18 protein-coding genes and 1 pseudogene are annotated in these 17,980 nt (G+C 71.7%); 11 read left to right on the top strand and 8 right to left on the bottom strand.

Translation table 11 applies throughout. The features are described from left to right. The 3 genes from BMY40_RS19680 to BMY40_RS19670 form a co-directional block, all read right to left on the bottom strand. A partial coding sequence (locus tag BMY40_RS19680; RefSeq protein WP_093661417.1) for an amino acid ABC transporter ATP-binding protein occupies positions 1-687 on the bottom strand: 687 nt, incomplete at its 3' end. Beyond that, positions 684-1,688, bottom strand: a complete 1,005-nt coding sequence (locus BMY40_RS19675; RefSeq protein ID WP_093661415.1) for an amino acid ABC transporter permease — start codon at positions 1,686-1,688, stop codon at positions 684-686. The genes BMY40_RS19675 and BMY40_RS19680, both read right to left, overlap by 4 nt. A 43-nt stretch (positions 1,689-1,731) precedes the next feature. Then, complete coding sequence (locus BMY40_RS19670) at positions 1,732-2,709, bottom strand: ABC transporter substrate-binding protein (protein WP_093661413.1); 978 nt, start codon at positions 2,707-2,709, stop codon at positions 1,732-1,734. 559 nt (positions 2,710-3,268) lie between these two features. Here BMY40_RS19670 and BMY40_RS19665 point away from each other — a divergent pair. Then, a complete protein-coding gene (locus BMY40_RS19665; RefSeq protein ID WP_093661411.1) occupies positions 3,269-4,474 on the top strand; it encodes an NAD(P)-dependent malic enzyme in 1,206 nt (401 codons plus the stop codon). A gap of 155 nt (positions 4,475-4,629) precedes the next feature. Here the strand turns inward: BMY40_RS19665 and BMY40_RS19660 are convergent, their stop codons facing one another. Continuing rightward, entirely contained in the window at positions 4,630-5,472 is an 843-nt protein-coding gene (locus tag BMY40_RS19660) for a class I SAM-dependent methyltransferase (protein ID WP_093661409.1), read from the bottom strand. Positions 5,473-5,571: 99 nt separating this feature from the next. Between BMY40_RS19660 and BMY40_RS19655 the strand changes: the two genes are divergently transcribed. Then, on the top strand, positions 5,572-6,186 hold the full coding sequence (locus BMY40_RS19655) for a CGNR zinc finger domain-containing protein (RefSeq protein ID WP_093661407.1): 615 nt from the start codon (positions 5,572-5,574) through the stop codon (positions 6,184-6,186). On the opposite strand, the gene sodX is transcribed toward BMY40_RS19655, so the two are convergent. Continuing rightward, on the bottom strand, positions 6,105-6,521 hold the full coding sequence (sodX, locus tag BMY40_RS19650; RefSeq protein ID WP_093661457.1) for a nickel-type superoxide dismutase maturation protease: 417 nt from the start codon (positions 6,519-6,521) through the stop codon (positions 6,105-6,107). The genes BMY40_RS19655 and sodX overlap by 82 nt on opposite strands. Positions 6,522-6,689: 168 nt before the next feature. On the opposite strand from sodX, the gene sodN reads away from it, so the two are divergent. The 3 genes from sodN (at position 6,690) to BMY40_RS19635 (ending at position 9,519) form a co-directional block, all read left to right on the top strand. Then, a complete protein-coding gene (sodN, locus tag BMY40_RS19645) occupies positions 6,690-7,085 on the top strand; it encodes a superoxide dismutase, Ni (protein ID WP_093661405.1) in 396 nt (131 codons plus the stop codon). A gap of 357 nt (positions 7,086-7,442) precedes the next feature. After that, positions 7,443-8,798: a TrkH family potassium uptake protein gene (locus BMY40_RS19640; RefSeq protein ID WP_245770187.1), complete on the top strand. Its 1,356-nt coding sequence runs from the start codon at positions 7,443-7,445 to the stop codon at positions 8,796-8,798. Beyond that, on the top strand, positions 8,791-9,519 hold the full coding sequence (locus tag BMY40_RS19635; RefSeq protein ID WP_245770186.1) for a potassium channel family protein: 729 nt from the start codon (positions 8,791-8,793) through the stop codon (positions 9,517-9,519). Before BMY40_RS19640 ends, BMY40_RS19635 begins: the two co-directional genes overlap by 8 nt. A gap of 218 nt (positions 9,520-9,737) precedes the next feature. Here the strand turns inward: BMY40_RS19635 and BMY40_RS19630 are convergent, their stop codons facing one another. Beyond that, a complete protein-coding gene (locus tag BMY40_RS19630) occupies positions 9,738-10,148 on the bottom strand; it encodes a DUF2267 domain-containing protein (protein ID WP_177214064.1) in 411 nt (136 codons plus the stop codon). A 725-nt stretch (positions 10,149-10,873) separates the two neighbouring features. Here BMY40_RS19630 and BMY40_RS19625 point away from each other — a divergent pair. From BMY40_RS19625 to BMY40_RS19610, 4 genes and pseudogenes are all read left to right on the top strand, one after another. Further along, positions 10,874-11,821 carry a 1-aminocyclopropane-1-carboxylate deaminase/D-cysteine desulfhydrase gene (locus BMY40_RS19625; RefSeq protein ID WP_093661401.1) on the top strand — a complete coding sequence of 316 codons (948 nt, stop codon included), beginning with the start codon at positions 10,874-10,876 and terminating at the stop codon, positions 11,819-11,821. A gap of 9 nt (positions 11,822-11,830) precedes the next feature. Next, a pseudogene (locus BMY40_RS19620) lies at positions 11,831-12,360 on the top strand (N-acetyltransferase family protein). 241 nt (positions 12,361-12,601) lie between these two features. Beyond that, entirely contained in the window at positions 12,602-13,015 is a 414-nt protein-coding gene (locus BMY40_RS19615) for an ATP-binding protein (protein ID WP_093661399.1), read from the top strand. Then, the gene (locus BMY40_RS19610; RefSeq protein WP_425443143.1) at positions 12,904-14,013 is read left to right on the top strand and encodes a SigB/SigF/SigG family RNA polymerase sigma factor; all 1,110 of its coding nucleotides are present in this window, start codon (positions 12,904-12,906) and stop codon (positions 14,011-14,013) included. Before BMY40_RS19615 ends, BMY40_RS19610 begins: the two co-directional genes overlap by 112 nt. 56 nt (positions 14,014-14,069) lie before the next feature. Here BMY40_RS19610 and BMY40_RS19605 read toward each other — a convergent pair whose 3' ends face one another. Continuing rightward, positions 14,070-14,519: a hypothetical protein gene (locus BMY40_RS19605; protein WP_093661395.1), complete on the bottom strand. Its 450-nt coding sequence runs from the start codon at positions 14,517-14,519 to the stop codon at positions 14,070-14,072. Positions 14,520-14,623: 104 nt separating this feature from the next. Between BMY40_RS19605 and BMY40_RS19600 the strand changes: the two genes are divergently transcribed. Further along, a complete protein-coding gene (locus BMY40_RS19600) occupies positions 14,624-15,592 on the top strand; it encodes a diacylglycerol/lipid kinase family protein (RefSeq protein ID WP_093661393.1) in 969 nt (322 codons plus the stop codon). A 316-nt stretch (positions 15,593-15,908) separates the two neighbouring features. Further along, positions 15,909-16,166: a WhiB family transcriptional regulator gene (locus tag BMY40_RS19595; RefSeq protein WP_028427873.1), complete on the top strand. Its 258-nt coding sequence runs from the start codon at positions 15,909-15,911 to the stop codon at positions 16,164-16,166. Positions 16,167-16,352: 186 nt separating this feature from the next. On the opposite strand, the gene BMY40_RS19590 is transcribed toward BMY40_RS19595, so the two are convergent. After that, on the bottom strand, positions 16,353-17,837 hold the full coding sequence (locus tag BMY40_RS19590) for a PAS domain-containing sensor histidine kinase (protein ID WP_093661391.1): 1,485 nt from the start codon (positions 17,835-17,837) through the stop codon (positions 16,353-16,355). Positions 17,838-17,980 lie beyond the last annotated feature (143 nt).

Below are 17,980 nucleotides of genomic sequence, written 5' to 3'. Positions count from 1 at the left end.
GCCGTCGTCCATGAAGACCAGCGAGTCGCCGACCTCCCGGGCGAAGCCCATCTCGTGGGTGACGACGATCATCGTCATGCCGTCCTCGGCCAGCCCGCGCATGACGTCCAGCACCTCGCCGACCAGCTCCGGGTCGAGCGCGGAGGTGGGCTCGTCGAAGAGCATCAGCTTGGGCTCCATCGCCAGCGCGCGGGCGATGGCCACGCGCTGCTGCTGGCCGCCGGAGAGCTGGGAGGGGTAGTTGCCGGTCCGGTTGCCCAGTCCGACGCGGTCCAGCAGCTTCAGGGCCCGCTCCCGGGCCGCCGCCCTGGACTCGCCCTTGACCTGGACGGGCGCCTCCATGACGTTCTCCACCGCGGTCATGTGCGGGAAGAGGTTGAAGCGCTGGAAGACCATGCCGATGTCGCGGCGCTGGGCGGCGACCTCGCGCTCCTTGAGCTCGTAGAGCCTGTCGCCCTTCTGCCGGTAGCCGACGAGGTGGCCGTCGACCGACAGCCGCCCGGCGCTGATCTTCTCCAGGTGGTTGATGCAGCGCAGGAAGGTGGACTTGCCGGAGCCGGACGGGCCGACCAGGCAGAACACCTCCCCCGTGGCGACCTCCAGGTCGATGCCCTTGAGGATGTGGGCGTGGCCGAAGGACTTGTGGACGCCCTCGGCCTTCACCATCGGGACAGCGGGGGTGGTCATATCGTCTTCCCTCCCACCTGGCTCGGCGTACGGAACGAGGTGAGGCTCCTGCGCACCCGCTGCCACGGTGTGGGCGGCAGGTTGCGGGACGAGCCGCGCTGGAAGTAGCGCTCCAGGTAGTACTGGCCGACGCTGAAGATCGTGGTGAGGATCAGGTACCAGATGGTCGCCACCAGCAGCAGTTCCATCACCTCCAGGTTCCGCGAGGAGATCCTGGTGGCGGAGAACAGCAGCTCGCTGTACTGGATGGCGTAGGCCAGCGACGAGGTCTTGAGCATGTTGATGAACTCGTTGCCGGTCGGCGGGATGATGACCCGCATGGCCTGCGGCAGCACGATGCGGCGCATGGTGCGCGAGCCGGTCATGCCGAGCGCGTGGGCCGCCTCGGTCTGGCCCTCGTCCACCGACTGGATGCCCGCGCGGCTGATCTCGGCCATGTAGGCGGCCTCGTTCAGGCCCAGGCCCAGCAGCGCGGCGAGGAACGGCGTCATCACGTCGTTCATCTCGTCGCGGTAGAAGCCCAGGTCCAGGATCGGGAAGATCAGCGCCAGGTTGTACCAGATCAGCAGCTGCACCAGGACGGGGGTGCCGCGGAAGACCCAGATGTAGCCCCAGGCCACGGACGACATCACCGGGTTCTTCGACAGCCGCATCACCGCGAGGACGGTGCCGAGCACCACACCCATGAGCATGGCGAGCAGGGTGATCCACAGGGTGTTGACCGCACCGGTGAGGATCGTCTCCTGGTTGAGGTAGCGACCCACCGTCGGCCAGGTGATGTCGGCGTTGACGAAGGCCGCCACCACCAGGCCGAACAGGACGAGCACGATCGCGGCGCTTATCCAGCGGCCGTAGTGGCGTACCGGGATGGCCTTGATGGCCTCGGGCGGGACCGGGGAGCTCTTGGTCACCGGCACCGCACCGCCCGCCCCGGTTCCGCCGCCCTCGGTGTTGGGGGCCGGCGCCGGCGCGGGTGGTGCCTTGTCTTCAGGTTCGGACACGGAGAGTTACCTTTGCTGTGGAGCTACGGAGGTTCGCTGCGGCTCACTTGCCGCCGTTGACGGTGGCCTCCTCGACCGCGGCGTCGGTGACCTCCCACTTCTCCAGGACCTTCTGGTACTCGCCGTTGTCGATGATGGCGTCGAGGGCGGCCTTGATGGCGTCGCGCAGCTGGGTGTTCTCCTTGCTGACGGCGATGCCGTAGGGGGCGGCGTCGATCTGGTCGCCGACGACCTCGAAGTCCTCGCCGCCGCCGGAGGTCTTGGCGTTGTACGCGGCGACCGGGTAGTCGTTGATGTCGGCGACCGCGCGGCCCTGCTTGACCTGGAGGAGCGCCTCGGTGTCCTTGTCGAAGGCGAGGATCTTGATCGGCCTGTCGCACTTCTCGTTCTGCGCCTCGGCGAGCTCCTCGTTCGCCGTGCCGCGCTGGAGCGCGACGGTCTCGCCGCAGAGGTCGTCCAGGGACTTGATGCCCTCCGGGTTGCCCTTCTTGACCAGGATCGAGGAGCCGGCCCGGAAGTAGTCGACGAAGTCGACGCCCTCGCCGACCTTCTCGCCCTTGTCGTCCAGGCCCTCCTGGCGCTGCTTGGTGTCGGTCATCGCCGACATGATCACGTCGTGGCGGCCGGAGTTCAGACCGGTGATCAGCCCGTCGAAGGTGCCGTTGGTGAACTCGAACTCGACACCGAGCTGCTTGCTCAGGGCCTCGCCCAGGTCGGGGTCGATACCGGCGATCTTGTCGTTCTCGTCGTAGAACTCGACCGGGGCGTAGGCGATGTCCGAGCCGACCTTGACGACGCCGGCGGACTGGATGTCCTTGGGAAGCTTGTCGAACAGCGGGGCCTCGGAGCTCTTGGCCTCTCCGCCGCCGCCCTCGCCGCCGCTGCCGGTCTGGTCCCCGCACGCGGTCAGCAGCAGCGAACCGGTGAGCGCGACGGCCGCGGCGGCGGCCAGGCGCCGGCGCGCGGACGGCCTGCGGGAGCCTTCCACCGAGGGCAGGGGGCGGTTGGTGCGTGCGGTCATGAAGGGTCCTCCTGCGGGGTGATGTGGAGTGTCCGGTGGTCGGCCTGGCACGCCCGGGGCGTGCGGCGACACTGCGTGATGGGGGCATCTTGCCATCCGGACACCTGAGGCCAGGATGCCAACCATGTCAAAATCGGATAACGGGCGACCGGAAACGATCGGTGCCTGACGAGACGTACGCCACCGCCCGCCCGGCCACCCTTCCGCTCGTATGAGCAGGGGCGTGCACACGGGGGGAGAGCTTCGTCACTCCCCTCCTGCGGTGTTAAGCGGTCTTCCACCCTCTCTACAGGCTCTTTGCCCAGGATGCCCCATGTCCGGCGCACTTCGCGGGCAGCCGGTGAGACGGAGGACATTCGTGCACGGTGGCGCTCATCCGGTAGAAAGAGCAGTTACACCCCTCACCCGGGGACCAGGGCGTGAGTGCGACGCGCCCGGCGTCCGTTCCCCCCTCGACGGTGGCCCCATCCGCCGGACAGGCCGCGGACGTGGTGCCCGCCCGCGCCTCGACCAGGCAGCGGCCACCCTCGATCAGGAATTTCAGCAAAGGGGTCAAACAGTGGCAGCGGAGATCGTCAATTCCCAGGGCGAGCTGGACGGCGGCGTCGAATCGGCCATCGATCCGGCGTTCGCCCTGCACCGCGGCGGCAAGATGGCGGTCCGGGCGACCGTGCCGGTGCGGGACGCGGACGACCTTTCCCTGGCCTACACGCCGGGTGTGGCCAAGGTGTGCAGCGCCATCGCCGAGCAGCCGGAACTGGTCCACGACTACACCTGGAAGTCGCAGGTCGTCGCGGTCGTCACGGACGGCACCGCGGTGCTGGGCCTGGGCGACATCGGCCCGCAGGCGTCCCTGCCCGTGATGGAGGGCAAGGCGATCCTCTTCAAGCAGTTCGGCGGCGTGGACGCGGTCCCGATCGCGCTGGACTGCACCGACGTGGACGAGATCGTGGAGACCGTCGTCCGGCTCGCGCCCTCCTTCGGGGGCGTCAACCTGGAGGACATCTCCGCTCCGCGCTGCTTCGAGATCGAGCGCAGGCTCCAGGAGCGCCTGGACATCCCGGTCTTCCACGACGACCAGCACGGCACGGCGGTCGTCACGCTCGCCGCGCTGCGCAACGCCGCCCGGCTGCGCGGCGTCGCGCTCGGCGAGCTGCGCGCCGTCATCTCCGGGGCCGGCGCGGCCGGGGTGGCCATCGCCAGGATCCTGGTGGAGGCCGGGATCGGCGATGTGGCGGTCTGCGACCGCAAGGGCATCGTCTCGGCCGACCGCACCGACCTCACCGACGTCAAGCGGGAGCTGGCGGGCTTCACCAACAAGGCGGGGCTGAGCGGGTCGCTGGAGTCGGCGATGGACGGCGCCGACGTCTTCATCGGCGTCAGCGGCGGCACGGTCCCCGAGGAGGCCGTCGCGAGGATGGCGAAGGACGCCTTCGTCTTCGCCATGGCCAACCCCACTCCGGAGATCCACCCGGACGTCGCCCGCAAGTACGCCTCGGTCGTCGCCACCGGCCGCAGCGACTACCCGAACCAGATCAACAACGTCCTCGCCTTCCCCGGCATCTTCGCCGGCGCCCTCCAGGTGCGGGCTTCGACGATCACCGAGGGCATGAAGCTGGCCGCCGCCGAGGCACTGGCCGCGGTGGTCTCCGACGAGCTGAGCGCCGACCGCGTGATCCCCTCCCCGTTCGACGAGCGGGTCGCCCCGGCGGTGACCGCCGCCGTCGCCGCCGCCGCCCGCGCGGAGTGCGTGGCGCGGCGCTGAGCACCGTGTGACACGACCGCGGGGGCGGTACGGGCCGGGTCGCCCCGGCCCGTACCGCCCCCGCGGCCTTCCCGCCTCCGGGCCGGCCCCGGACCGCCCCCGTCGGGGGACCGGCCCGGGGAACGGCCCGGGGACCGGTCATCCGCCGGTCCCGGTCACTTCAGGCCGAGCACCATCGTGTCGGCCGGCGACGCCCACACCGGACGCGCCTCGGCGAAGCCCGCCGCGCGCATCGCCTCCACGTGCCAGGCCGCGGACTGCGTCTCGCCGTCGGCGTGGTCCCCCGCCACCGGGTCGCCGAAGATCCGGAAGCGCTCGGCGGCCGGCTCCGCCAGCACCGGATCGGCGGCGGCCGCCGCCCACCAGTCCGCCCAGTCCTGGGCGCCCGCGGCCTTCTCGCGCTCGCGCCGCGCCCGGTGGAAGGCGTTCACGGCCTCGTTGATCCGGGGCGTGGCGGGGTCGGGCATGTGGTCGGCGTTGACGAGGATCCCGCCGTCGCGCAGGACGCCCGCGAGCCGCCCGTACAGCGCCCGCAACTCGTCGGTGCGCAGCCAGTGCAGCGCGGTGGAGGTGAGCACCGCGTCGTACCCCCGGTGCGGCAGGGCGTCCGTCCACCGCTCGTCGCGCAGATCGGCGGTGACGAACGCGGCGCGGGGGTCGGCGGCGAAGTGGCCGCGCGCGATGGTCAGCAGGGCCGGGTCGAGGTCCACCCCGGTGCTGGTGGCCCCGGGGAAACGGCGCAGCAGCCGGCCGGTGATGCTTCCCGTGCCGCAGGCCAGGTCCAGCACCTTCGGCTCGGTCCCCACCAGCGCCTCGACGGCGTCGAGCATCGCCCCGAAGCGTTCCTCCCGGTCGGGCAGGTACCACTCCTGCTGCCGGTCCCAGCTCTCCTGCCAGCGCCGCCACCGCTCGCCCTGCGCCGTGCCCGCCGCCGCGTTCCCCTGCACCTCGGCTTCCGTCCCGGCACCCGTACCGGTCCCCGTGTCCGTCTCCGTCATGACGACCCCCTGCACCCTGGATACGTAATAGCCTGTATCGAGAAGCGACCCTTACTCGCTCCTCCCCACGACCATAGAGCGCACCCGTAAGGACCACAAGTGGAACTGAACTATTACTCGGACTTCGCCGTGCGGCTGGTCAACACCGAGCAGCCGCAGCGCGGCGAGGACACGCTCACCTCCGTGGAAGCCGTACGCGCCCTCTTCGGCCCGGGCCAGAGCGCCGCGCGGCGCGCCACGGAGGCCGACGTGACCCGGCTGCGCGGGGTGCGCACACGGCTGCGCGCGGTCTTCGCGGCCGCCTCGGAGGGGGACGAGACCAGGGCCGTGGATCTGCTCAACGCCCTGCTGATGGAGTTCCCCGCCAGCCCGCAGATCTCAGGCCACGACCACCTGGACGACGCCGGCCGCCCCCGCTGGCACATGCACCTGGCCGACCACCCCGCCAACGCCACCGCCGGATACGCGGCCATCGCCTGCATGGGCCTGGCCTTCCACCTCACCGACCTGGGCGTGGACCGGCTGGGCATCTGCCAGGCCGACCCCTGCCGCAACGCCTACCTGGACACCTCGACCAACCGCTCCCGGCGCTACTGCTCCGACCGCTGCGCCACCCGCGCCAACGTCGCCGCCTACCGGGCCCGCAAACGCCTGGAGAACAGCGGCCGCAGCGCCGAGAAGACCCAGCCCAGCAACGCGCCGGGGGTGCGCTGAACCTGCCGCAGGGGCCGCAGCCGCACCCACGCCCGCGCCACCACGAGTTCGTCGGGCACCACCCCGAACTCGCGGCTGTCGTTGCGCACCGACGGGTTGTCGCCCTGCACCCACCAGCCGCCGTTCCGCCGCCCCACGGCCCGTTTGACGATCAGCAGGTCGTGCTGGAAGGGGTGCCGCACCACGACCACGTGCCCGGGCCGCACCGCTCCCCCGTAGCGGACCACCAGCAGATCGCCGGGGCGCAGCGTCGGCTCCATCGACGGGTTGTAGACCTCGGCCAGCCCGATCCGCAGCAGCCCGCGGCCCTCCTGCTCGTCCGCCCGCTCCGGCATCCGCCGCACCTCCGGTCCCTTCCTCGGCTCCAGCGCCCTGCCCGTGTACCCTCCTCGTCCCCGCAACCCTCGGACTTTTGTCCCAGGCGAGTGGGGGCACACGCGAAAAGGCGCTCCTCACGGAGTAATCTCACACGTGAGAAGACGATCACGAGGAAGGACAGCTCTATGCTCTCCCGCCTGTTCGCCCCGAAGGTGAAGGTCAGCGCCCACTGTGACCTTCCCTGCGGCGTCTACGACCCGGCCCAGGCCCGTATCGAGGCCGAGTCGGTCAAGGCCATCCAGGAGAAGTACCAGGCGAACGACGACCCGCACTACCGGGCTCGTGCGACGTACATCAAGGAGAACCGGGCCGAGCTCGCCAAGCACCACATCTCGGTGCTGTGGAGCGACTACTTCAAGGCCCCGCACTTCGAGAAGTACCCGCAGCTCCACCAGCTGGTGAACGACGCCCTCAAGGCGGCCTCGGCCGCCAAGGGCTCCACCGACCCGGCCACGGGCCAGAAGCTGCTGGACCTCATCGCCGAGATCGACAAGATCTTCTGGGAGACCAAGAAGGCCTGACCCGGGCCCCGGGCCGCGGCCCGGCCCCTCCAGGACCCACCGGTCCTTCCTTCCGCACCCGGCCCGCCGGGTTCCGCACCCGGAACCCGCCGCGGGCCGGGTGCGGCCTTGACTGGCCCTCTCGTCCGATCGCCCCGGGCGCCTGTTCGGCCGGGCGGCGGCGCGCACCCGGCGGACGGGAACGCCCACCGGGCCCCCGGCGGCTGCCGTGGACGGCCCCGGCGACGGCCGGGGAACAGAGGTCATGGGCGGAACCGCGGGCAAGCCGCTGCCCCGGCACGAGTCCCGGCGCCGGAGTGGCTATCGTCTTCTGGTGCATACGATCGTGACCCGAACCCATGGCGGAACGGGGACGTTGTGGTAGCGGGGCTGGGCTGGCGCCGTCTGCGGTTCCGGCACCCGGCCCAGGTCGTCGTGGCCGGCTTCGCCGCGGCCATCGCGGTCGGAACGGCGCTGCTGACGCTGCCGATCGCCAGGGAGGGGCCCGGCGGCGCGAGCGTGATGGAAGCGCTGTTCACCGCCACCTCCGCCGTCTGCGTGACCGGGCTGGTGGTGGTCGACACCCCCTCCTACTGGACCGGTTTCGGCGAGGGGGTGATCCTGGCGCTGATCCAGGTCGGCGGGTTCGGGATCATGACGTTCGCCTCCCTGCTCGTGGTACTGGTCTCCCGCCGTCTGGGGCTGCGCGCCCGTCTCACGGCCGCGGCGGAGACCAAGACCCTGGGGCTGGGCGAGGTGCGGTCGGTCGTGGCGGGGGTGGTCAAGTTCAGCCTGGTGCTGGAGGCTGTCACCGCCACGATGCTGACCCTGCGCTTCGCCCTGGGCTACGACGAGCCGTGGCCGCGGGCGGTGTGGCTGGGGGTCTTCCACGCGGTGTCGGCGTTCAACAACGCCGGTTTCGCCCTCTACACCGACAATCTGATGGACTTCGTCGCCGATCCGTGGATCTGCCTGCCCATCGCCTTCGCCGTCGTCGCCGGCGGGCTGGGCTTCCCCGTGCTGTTCGAGCTGCGCCGCCGGCTGCGCAGACCGCGCGCCTGGTCGCTGCACACCAAGATCGTGCTGTGGGCCACCGGGATCTTCCTGGCGGGCGGCACCGTGCTCATCACCGCGATCGAATGGTCCAACCCCGCCACCCTCGGCCCGCTGGACACCCCCGGCAAACTGCTGGCCGGGTTCTTCCAGGGCGGGGTCATGCCGCGTACCGCCGGCTTCAACAGCCTGGACATCGGTCGGATGGACCCCGCGAGCTGGCTGGTCATGGACGTGCTGATGTTCGTCGGAGGGGCCAGCGCCGGAACGGCCGGCGGCATCAAGATCACGACCTTCGCCGTGCTGTTCTTCGTCATATACGCCGAGGTGCGCGGTGAGGGCGCGGTCAACATCTTCAACCGCCGGCTGACCGGGGACGTCCAGCGCCAGGCCCTGACCGTCGTCCTGCTCTCGGTGGCCGCGGTGGTCGGCTCCACGGTCGTCTTCATGGTCTTCACCGACATCAACCTCGGCCGCTCCCTGTTCGAGGTCACCTCCGCCTTCGCCACCGTCGGACTGTCCACCGGCATCACCGCCGACCTGCCCGTGCCGGAGCAGATCCTGCTGACCGCGCTGATGTTCATCGGCCGCCTCGGCCCCATCACGGTGGCCTCCGCACTCGCCCTGCGCCCGCGCGCACGCCTCTACGACCTTCCCGAGGAGCGACCCGTCATTGGCTAAGCACCCCGCCCCCCAGAGGAGGAACCCGCCGGCCAGGGGCCGCGGTGCCAGGACCCGCCGCCGCGACGACCGCAACGACTCCGTGGTCGTCATCGGCCTGGGCCGCTTCGGCCGCGCCCTGGCCCTGGAACTGGCCGAGGAGGACACCGAGGTCCTGGGCATCGACCACAGCGCCGAGGTCGTCCAGTCCCTGTCCGGCTCCCTCACCCACGTGGTGAGCGCCGACTCCACCAAGGAGGAGGTCCTGCGCCAGCTCGGCGTCCACGAGTTCGACCGGGCCGTGGTCGCCATCGGCAGCAACCTGGAGGCCAGCATCCTGACCGCCTCCCTGCTGGTCTCCTTCGGCATCCCCAACGTGTGGGCCAAGGCCACCAGCGAGGCCCAGGGCCGCATCCTCACCCAGCTCGGCGTCCACCACGTCGTCTACCCCGAGCACGACATGGGCCAGCGCGTCGCCCATCTGGTGCGCGGCCGCATGCTGGACTACATCGAGTTCGAGGACGACTTCGCCATGGTCAAGACCAGTCCGCCGGCCGACATCGTAGGACTGACCCTGGGCAACAGCGGGGTGCGCACCCGCCACGGCGTCACCGTCGTCGCCGTCAAACGCCCCGGCGAGGGCTTCACCTACGCCACGGCCGACACCGTCGTGGAGGAGGGCGACACCATCATCGTCGCCGGCCGCACCCGCCAGACCGAGCGCTTCAGCGAACTGCGGTGACCGCCCCTGCCCGTCCGTGAGGAGGGTTCACGGGCGGGGGCGCGGGCGGAGCCGTCCCATGCCCCCCTCTTGCGGCCCCCTGCGTACGTCATGCGGCCACGCCGGCCGCCGGGGCCTCTGCTCGCCGGCCCGTCACCGGTCCCGGACACGCCGTCGGGCCGGCGGCCCGCAGCGCCGTGGAGTCGCTGCGGGCCGCCGGCCCGACCGGTCGTTCTCGCTCAGACGAGCTGACCGGCCCGGCGGGTGAGCTGGGCGCGTCCGAACAGCAGGGCGTAGCCGGGCGGCAGCCGGTCGATGATCCGGTCGAGCAGGTCCTTGTCGGCGAGTTCGGCGACCACGCTCAGCACCGAGCTGACGTCCCAGCGGGCCGTCGCCGGGGTCGCGCCCTCGATGCGGGCCGCGACGCTGTCGACGAACTGCGCGCCGCTGAGCGGCTTGGTCACCTTGAGCTGGCCGGTCAGCACGCGCATGCCCTCCTGCGGAAGGCGGACGGCCAGCTCCGTGCGCTCCGCACCGGTGAGATGGCCGCCGAGCGCCGAGAGCACGATCCGGGAGACGCGCTCCGCCTCCTTGGCCGTCGGGTACTGACCCCGCTCGCGTACCTGCGCCACGAACTCGCTCCACCGCATGATCCATCTCCCCTTCCGTACTGACTGGTACCGGTGAGGTGGTCGGCACGGGCCGTCGCCCGCTGCCCCGCCAAGAGCGCGGGGCAGTCGGCGGTGCGGCACTGAGTGCAATGCCCTCCGCCCATCTGTATAGCTCAGGTCAAGAAAACTTGACAACAGTCGGCTCAGAGGTACGCAGCCACCTCGTATCAGCCCTGGTCCAGGGGAGGCGCGACAGCGAGCTTCCATCGACCGGGGCGTACACCCATGTGCCCGGGAAAAGCGCTTTCATACTGAACGGGTCGCCGCGTTCGCGAAGGCGTACGGGCCGTCTGCGGCGACAGCGTGCGGGAGCGCGTCCGCCCGATGCCTCCGCCCTCTCCGTCCCCTGCCTCGCTGACCTCGGCTTCCCTTCCCCTCGCGCGCCTTCGGCCCTCGGTCCGGGGTGGATTGGGGAAGGAAAAGTCCGATGCGTCGTATGACGGATCTCACACCCGCCCCGGAGAGGCTGCCGAGTCCCGTTCCCGCACATCCGCGCCGGGCGCCTCCCATCCGCGGGGCGGGCCCTCCTCCCGCACGCTCCCGGGCGGGTCACGGCCGCCCACCGCCTGCGGGCATATGCCGTCGCAACCGCAATCCGCCGCCGGTACGCGGAGGGCGGGCACCGGCCGCGGCGTCCGTGCGGGCTTTCACCGTGCCCGGCCGACCGGTGACACGGGGTGCCACCCCGGCGCGACAATGGCGGGATGAGCAGCGCACCGCCTCCCCCGGCCGACCCTCCGGCGTCCCCGGTGCCCCGGGCCCCCCTGACGGCCCTGGAGTCCCTCGCCCCGCGCCTGCCCTCCCCCCTGGCGGAGGCCGCCGACGAGCACTTCTCGCGCCACGGCGTCCGGCTGCTGCTCAAGCGCGACGACCTGATCCACCCGGACCTCGTCGGCAACAAGTGGCGCAAGCTCGCGCCCAACCTGCGCGCCGCCGTGCGGAGCGGTGAGCGCACACTGCTGACCTTCGGCGGGGCCTACTCCAACCACCTGCGCGCCACGGCCGCCGCCGGGCGCCTGCTGGGCCTGTCCACGATCGGGGTGGTGCGGGGCGACGAGCTCGCCGGCCGGCCCCTCAACGACTCCCTGGCCCGCTGCGCCGCCGACGGCATGCGGCTGCACTTCGTGACGCGGGCGGACTACCGCCGCAGGAACGACCCGGATTGGACCGCCGGGCTGCGCGACCGCTTCGGCCCGTTCCTCCTCATACCGGAGGGCGGCAGCAACGCCGAGGCCGTGCGGGGCGCCGCGGAGCTGGGCCGGGAGCTGCGCGGCGCTGCGGACGTGGTGGCCGTCGCCTGCGGTACGGGCGGCACCCTCGCCGGGCTCGCCGCCGGACTCGCCCGCGGGCAGCGCGCGATCGGCTTCGCCGCCCTGCGCGGCGGCTTCCTCGCCGAGGAGGTGGAGCGGCTGCAGCACGCCGCCTTCGGCGGACGCCGCGGCGCCTGGACGGTGGAGGACCGCTTCCACTGCGGCGGCTTCGCCCGCACCACCGACGCGCTGGAGTCCTTCGCCCGGGACTTCCAGGCCCGGCACGGAATGCCGGGCCTGGACCGCGTGTACGTCGCCAAGGCGCTGTACGGCCTGGCGGTCCTGGCCGGCGAGGGCGCCTTCCCCCGGGGGACGACGGTGGCCGCCGTGGTCACCGGTTAGCCTCCCGGCATGATCCGGCCTGCCGTCCCCGCCGACGTCCCGGTCCTCCACACCATGATCCGCGAGCCGGCTGAGTACGAGCGCTCGCCGGAGCAGGCCAGGGCCACCGAGGAGCAGTTGCGCGACGCCCTCTTCCGCGAGCACCCGGCCGTCTTCGCCCTGATCGCCGGGGACGGCGACAGCGGCGAACCGGTCGGCTTCGCCCTGTGGTCCTCGACTTCTCGACCTGGACCGGCACCCACGGCGCGCACCTGGAGGACCTGTACGTCCGCCCGGCCGCGCGCGGCGCGGGCCACGGCAGGGCGCTGCCGGCCGAACTCGCGCGCGTCTGCGCCGAGCGGGGTTACGAACGCTTCCAGTGGTGGGTACTGAACTGGAACGAGCCCGCCATCGGCTTCTACGAGTCGCTCGGCGCCGAACCGGTGGACGAGTGGACGGTCCACAGACTCTTCGGCGAGCCGCTGCGGGCCCTGGCGGCCGGACGGACGCCGGGATCCCCCGGGGCGCCGGGAACAACCGGCGGCCCCGCGGCGCTGTGAACCCGGCGTGACCGGAGAGGAATTGGGCACCGCAGACCTCTAGCCACGGAAAGTACCCATGTGTTTACTATGGGTGACGACCGCAGGAAGGGTGCCCTTCTCGGCTCGGGCGACAGCATGCCCCGGATCGCGATAGCGTCGCAGTCGAACGATCTGCCCCGCCCGTCCGTTGACCCGTTGCGACAGGGTCGCGGAAGGGCGTACACGGCAGCCACCAGCTCGTGCCACCTTGGAGGTGAGGGTGTCCCAGATCGCAGGCGAGCCCGGGACGCAGGACTTCGTCGAGGTCCGGCTGCCCGCCGCGGGCGCCTACCTTTCGGTCCTGCGTACCGCCACCGCCGGTCTCGCGGCCCGTTTGGACTTCACCCTCGACGAGATCGAGGATCTGCGCATCGCCGTCGACGAGGCCTGCGCCATCCTGCTCCAGCAAGCGGTCCCCGGCAGCGTGCTGAGCTGCGTCTTCAAGCTCGTCGGGGACTCCCTGTGGGTGACGGTTTCGGCACCCACCACAGACGGCCGCGCCCCCGAGCGCGACACCTTCGCCTGGACGGTGCTCTCCGCGCTGGCGGGCGAGGTCGACTCGGCCGTGGCCGAGGACCGCACGGTCAGCATCAGCCTGCACAAGAAGCGCGGCGCCGGCCCAGGGGCGCCGTGACCGGCACACACGGGCCGGTACGGGACAAGGGGGTCGGTGTGAACGACCTGGAGAGCGAAACGCGGGCGGGCCGCCACGAGAAGGCGGCGGGCCCGGTCATTCCCGAGCAGCACGCCCGGCCCCATCCGGCCGAACCTGATCGGCGGGCAGAGCGGGCGGATGCCATGGAGGACCAGCAGCACGACATGCGCGAGGACGAAGGGGCCGGTGAGGGCGTCGCCTATGTGCACCGCCAGCCGGACCCCCAGGACCGCAGCGGCGCACGGGATCTGTTCGTCAGACTGCGCGGCCTCCCGGCGGGCTCCCCGGAGCGTGCCGAGCTGCGCGACACCCTGGTGCGGATGCACCTGCCGCTGGTGGAGCATCTGGCGCGGCGCTTCCGCAACCGCGGAGAGCCACTGGACGACCTGACGCAGGTCGCCACGATCGGTCTGATCAAGTCGGTGGACCGCTTCGACCCGGAGCGCGGCGTGGAGTTCTCCACCTACGCCACTCCCACGGTCGTCGGCGAGATCAAGCGGCACTTCCGCGACAAGGGCTGGGCGGTGCGGGTGCCCCGCCGGCTCCAGGAGCTGCGGCTGTCCCTGACCACGGCCACCGCCGAGCTGTCCCAGCAGCACGGCCGCGCCCCGACCGTCCACGAGCTGGCCGAGCGGCTGGCGATCTCCGAGGAGGAGGTCCTGGAGGGGCTGGAGTCGGCGAACGCCTACAGCACGCTCTCCCTGGACGTCCCGGACACAGACGACGAGTCCCCGGCCGTCGCGGACACCCTGGGCGCGGAGGACGATGCCCTGGAGGGCGTGGAGTACCGGGAGTCCCTCAAACCGCTGCTGGAGGAGCTGCCGCCGCGTGAGAAGAAGATCCTGCTGCTGCGCTTCTTCGGCAACATGACCCAGTCCCAGATCGCCCAGGAGGTCGGCATCTCCCAGATGCACGTCTCGCGCCTGCTGGCCCGCACCCTGGCCCAGCTGCGCGACCGGCTGCTGATCGAGGAGTAGCAGGGGCAGGGGGCCCGCGGGCGGGAGGCCTGCGGGCAGGGCGCCTGGCGGTCCGGTCAGGCGTCCCGGTGCTCGCGCGGGCCGACGCCCAGCGCCCCGGCCGCCGCCGGGCTCATCAGGCAGCCGAGCACGGCCAGCGCGGTGAGCGCGATGGCCACTCCGCCCGCGAGCCACACGCCGCCGTTCTGCGCCATCTGCCAGCCCACCGGAAGCGCCATTAGCTGGACGATCACCGCCGGTCCCCGGCTCCACCGGCGCCGCAGCCACAGTCCGCGCGCGGCGGCCAGCGGCAGCACGGCCAGCGCCAGCACGGTCACGGCCCCGGTGAGGGCCTGCACCGTGTCGTCGGCCCGGCTGCCGGCCAGCAGCATGACCAGCATGGTCACCCCCAGGCCGGCGACCACCACTCCCTGTGCCGCCACCACGGCGGCCGCGGCGGTGATCCGCCCGGGCCGGGAGGGCTCGGAGGTGCGGGGGGCGTCGGCGGAGGATGCGTCCGTGGTCACATCGCCAGGGTAGCGGGGCGGGCCTTCCGGACCTCCGTCCGTCCCGGGCCGCCCCTCCCGGGGCCGTCCGTCTGGGCCGCCGGCGGCTGGGTACGCTGCACACCATGCGCGCGCTCCTCGTGGTCAACCCGGCAGCAACCACCACCAGTGCCCGCACCCGAGACGTCCTCATCCACGCCCTGGCGAGCGACCTCAAGCTGGAGGTCGCCACCACCGAGTACCGGGGGCACGCGCGCGACCTGGGGCGGCAGGCGGTCCAGCGCGGGGAGATCGAGCTGGTCATCGTGCTCGGCGGTGACGGCACGGTCAACGAGGTCGTCAACGGGCTGCTGTACGCCGGCCCCGCCCCCGAGGCCCTCCCCCGCCTCGCGGTCGTGCCGGGCGGTTCGACCAACGTCTTCGCCCGCGCCCTGGGGCTGCCCAACGACGCGGTGGAGGCCACGGGCGCGCTGCTGGACGCGCTGAACTCCGGCAGCGAGCGCACGGTGGGCCTGGGTCTGGCGGCCGGCACGCCGGGGACGGACGACGCGGAGGTGCCGTCCCGGTGGTTCACCTTCTGCGCGGGCCTCGGCTTCGACGCGGGTGTGGTGGGCCGGGTCGAGCAGAAGCGCGAGGGCGGCAGGCGCTCGACGCACGCCCTCTACGTGCGCCAGGTGGTGCGGCAGTTCCTGGGCGACCCCTACCGCCGTCGCGGGACGATCACCCTGCGGCGGCCCGGCGAGGAGCCGGTCGAGGAGCTGGCGCTGTCCATAGTCTGCAACACCGCGCCCTGGACCTACCTGGGCAACCGCCCGGTGTACGCGGCCCCCCGCGCCTCCTTCGACACCGCCCTCGACGTGCTCGGACTGACCCGGCTCACCCCCTCCGCGGTGACCCGCTACGGCACCCAGCTGCTGACCTCCACGCCCGAGCGCGGCCCGCACGGCAAGCACGCGGTCTCGCTTCACGATCTCACCGACTTCACCTTGGAATCACAGGTGCCACTGCCGTTTCAGATGGACGGTGACCACCTGGGACTGCGTACGAGCGTGACGTTCACAGGCGTACGCCGTGCACTGCGTGTGATTGTGTAAGTGGATGTGGTGAAAGTCCTTTCACTCGAACGTTTAGACCAGGTTCCACCCCCTGGAAGTACGGCTGTGACCTAGTCGACACCAAGGAATCAAAAAAAACTTTCCGGAAGGGGTTGTATCCGCCGCCGAGGTTTGCGAGTCTCTTCATGGCGATCGGGACGGTCGACGCCGACCCCCTTGAGAGCCCCGAATCCACCTCCTCATCCCTCGGGACACTCCCGGCGAAGCCGGGCGATGCCCCTTCCCTTGTGGAGGGATTCGTGAAAGCGTTCACATTCACAAGCAATTACCGCAATGCGTAGGAGATGGAGCAGCCATGGACTGGCGTCACAACGCCGTTTGCCGCGAGGAAGACCCCGAGCTCTTCTTCCCCATCGGCAACACCGGTCCTGCGCTGCTGCAGATCGAGGAAGCCAAGGCCGTCTGCCGCCGCTGCCCCGTGATGGAGCAGTGCCTGCAGTGGGCCCTGGAGTCCGGCCAGGACTCCGGTGTCTGGGGTGGCCTCAGTGAGGACGAGCGCCGCGCTATGAAGCGCCGCGCCGCCCGCAACCGGGCGCGCAAGGCCACTGCCTGACGCCCACCCCGCCACCTGCTGCCCCCGAGCCGCAGCGCGCAGTGCCCACAGTGCGCACCGCAAAGACGATGATGTCGAGCCCCGGACCGTGCCCACCACGGTCCGGGGCTCGGTGCTGTGCGGGGTGGTCCGCCGCCGGACGCACCGACGCCGGTGCGGGGCCCCGGTGCGGGCCCGCGCCCGGGGTCAGCGCCTCTCCGGCTCCACGGGGATGTCCAGGACCACCCGGGTACCGCCCCCGGGAGCCGGGAGCATGTCGAAGCCTCCCTCCAACTCCCCCTCCACCAGCGTCCGCACGATCTGCAGCCCCAGGTTCCCCGCGGTGCGCACGTCGAAGTCCTCCGGCAGACCGCGCCCGTCGTCCTGCACGGTGACCAGCAGCCGGCCCTCCCCGTGGCCGGCGCCCGTGCCGCGGACGGCCGCGACCTCGACCGTGCCCCGCTCCCCCGGCCGGAAACCGTGCTCCAGCGCGTTCTGCAGCACCTCCGTGAGGACCATGGACAGCGGGGTGGCCACCTCGGCCGCCAGTACGCCGAAGCGGCCGGTACGCCGCCCGGTGACCATGCCCGGGGAGATCTCCGCGACCATCGCCAGCACCCGGTCGGCTATCTCGTCGAACTCCACCCGCTCGTCCAGTGTCTGGGAGAGCGTCTCGTGGACGATCGCGATCGAGCCGACCCGGCGGACGGCCTCCTCCAGCGCCTCCCGCGCGGTGCCGCCGGTGCCCGCGCCGATCCGCCGGGCCTGGAGCCGCAGCAGGGCCGCGACGGTCTGGAGGTTGTTCTTCACCCGGTGGTGGATCTCCCGGATGGTGGCGTCCTTGGTGATCAGCTCCCGCTCCCTGCGGCGCAGTTCGGTGACGTCGCGCAGCAGGATGAGCGAACCGATCCGCACCCCCTTCGGTTTGAGCGGGATGGCGCGCAACTGGACGACGCAGCCGTTGCCCTCGATCTCGGTCTCGCGCGGCGCCCAGCCGCTGGCGAGCTTGACCAGCGACTCGTCCACCGGGCCGCGGGAGGGCGCCAGTTCGGCGGTGGCCTGGCCCAGGTGCAGCCCGACCAGATCGGCGGCCAGACCCAGCCGGTGGTAGGCGGAGAGCGCGTTGGGGCTGGCGTACTGGACGACGCCGTCGGCGCCGAGCCTGATCAGCCCGTCGCCGACCCGCGGGGAGGCGTCCATGTCGACCTGCTGGTCGGGGAAGGGAAACGATCCCGCGGCGATCATCTGCGCCAGGTCCGAGGCGCTCTGCAGATAGGTCAGCTCCAGCCTGCTGGGCGTGCGCACCGTCAGCAGGTTGGTGTTGCGGGCGATGACGCCCAGGACGCGGCCCTCGCGGCGCACGGGGATGGACTCCACCCGGACCGGCACCTCCTCGCGCCACTCGGGGTCGCCCTCGCGGACGATCCGGCCCTCGTCCAGGGCGGCGTCCAGCAGCGGCCGGCGCCCCCTGGGCACGAGGTGGCCGACCATGTCGTCCTGGTAGGAGGTGGGTCCGGTGTTGGGGCGCATCTGCGCCACGGAGACGTAGCGCGTGCCGTCCCGGGTCGGGACCCACAGCACCAGGTCGGCGAAGGAGAGGTCGGACAGCAGCTGCCACTCGGAGACCAGCAGGTGCAGCCACTCCAGGTCGGAGTCGCCGAGGGCGGTGTGCTGGCGTACGAGGTCGTTCATGGAGGGCACGGTGTGAGCCTAACCGGCGACCGATCCGGTCGTACGTCTGTGCATACGCGCCGTCGTGCGCAAGAATTGACGGCAGCCGCCACAGCGAACCGCTGATGCGTTCAAGGCGTGGACACGGGTCGGTGACCCGGTCC

This window comes from Streptomyces radiopugnans (genome assembly GCF_900110735.1).
Classification (GTDB): domain Bacteria; phylum Actinomycetota; class Actinomycetes; order Streptomycetales; family Streptomycetaceae; genus Streptomyces; species Streptomyces radiopugnans.
This window is presented reverse-complemented; position numbering and strand designations above follow the sequence as displayed.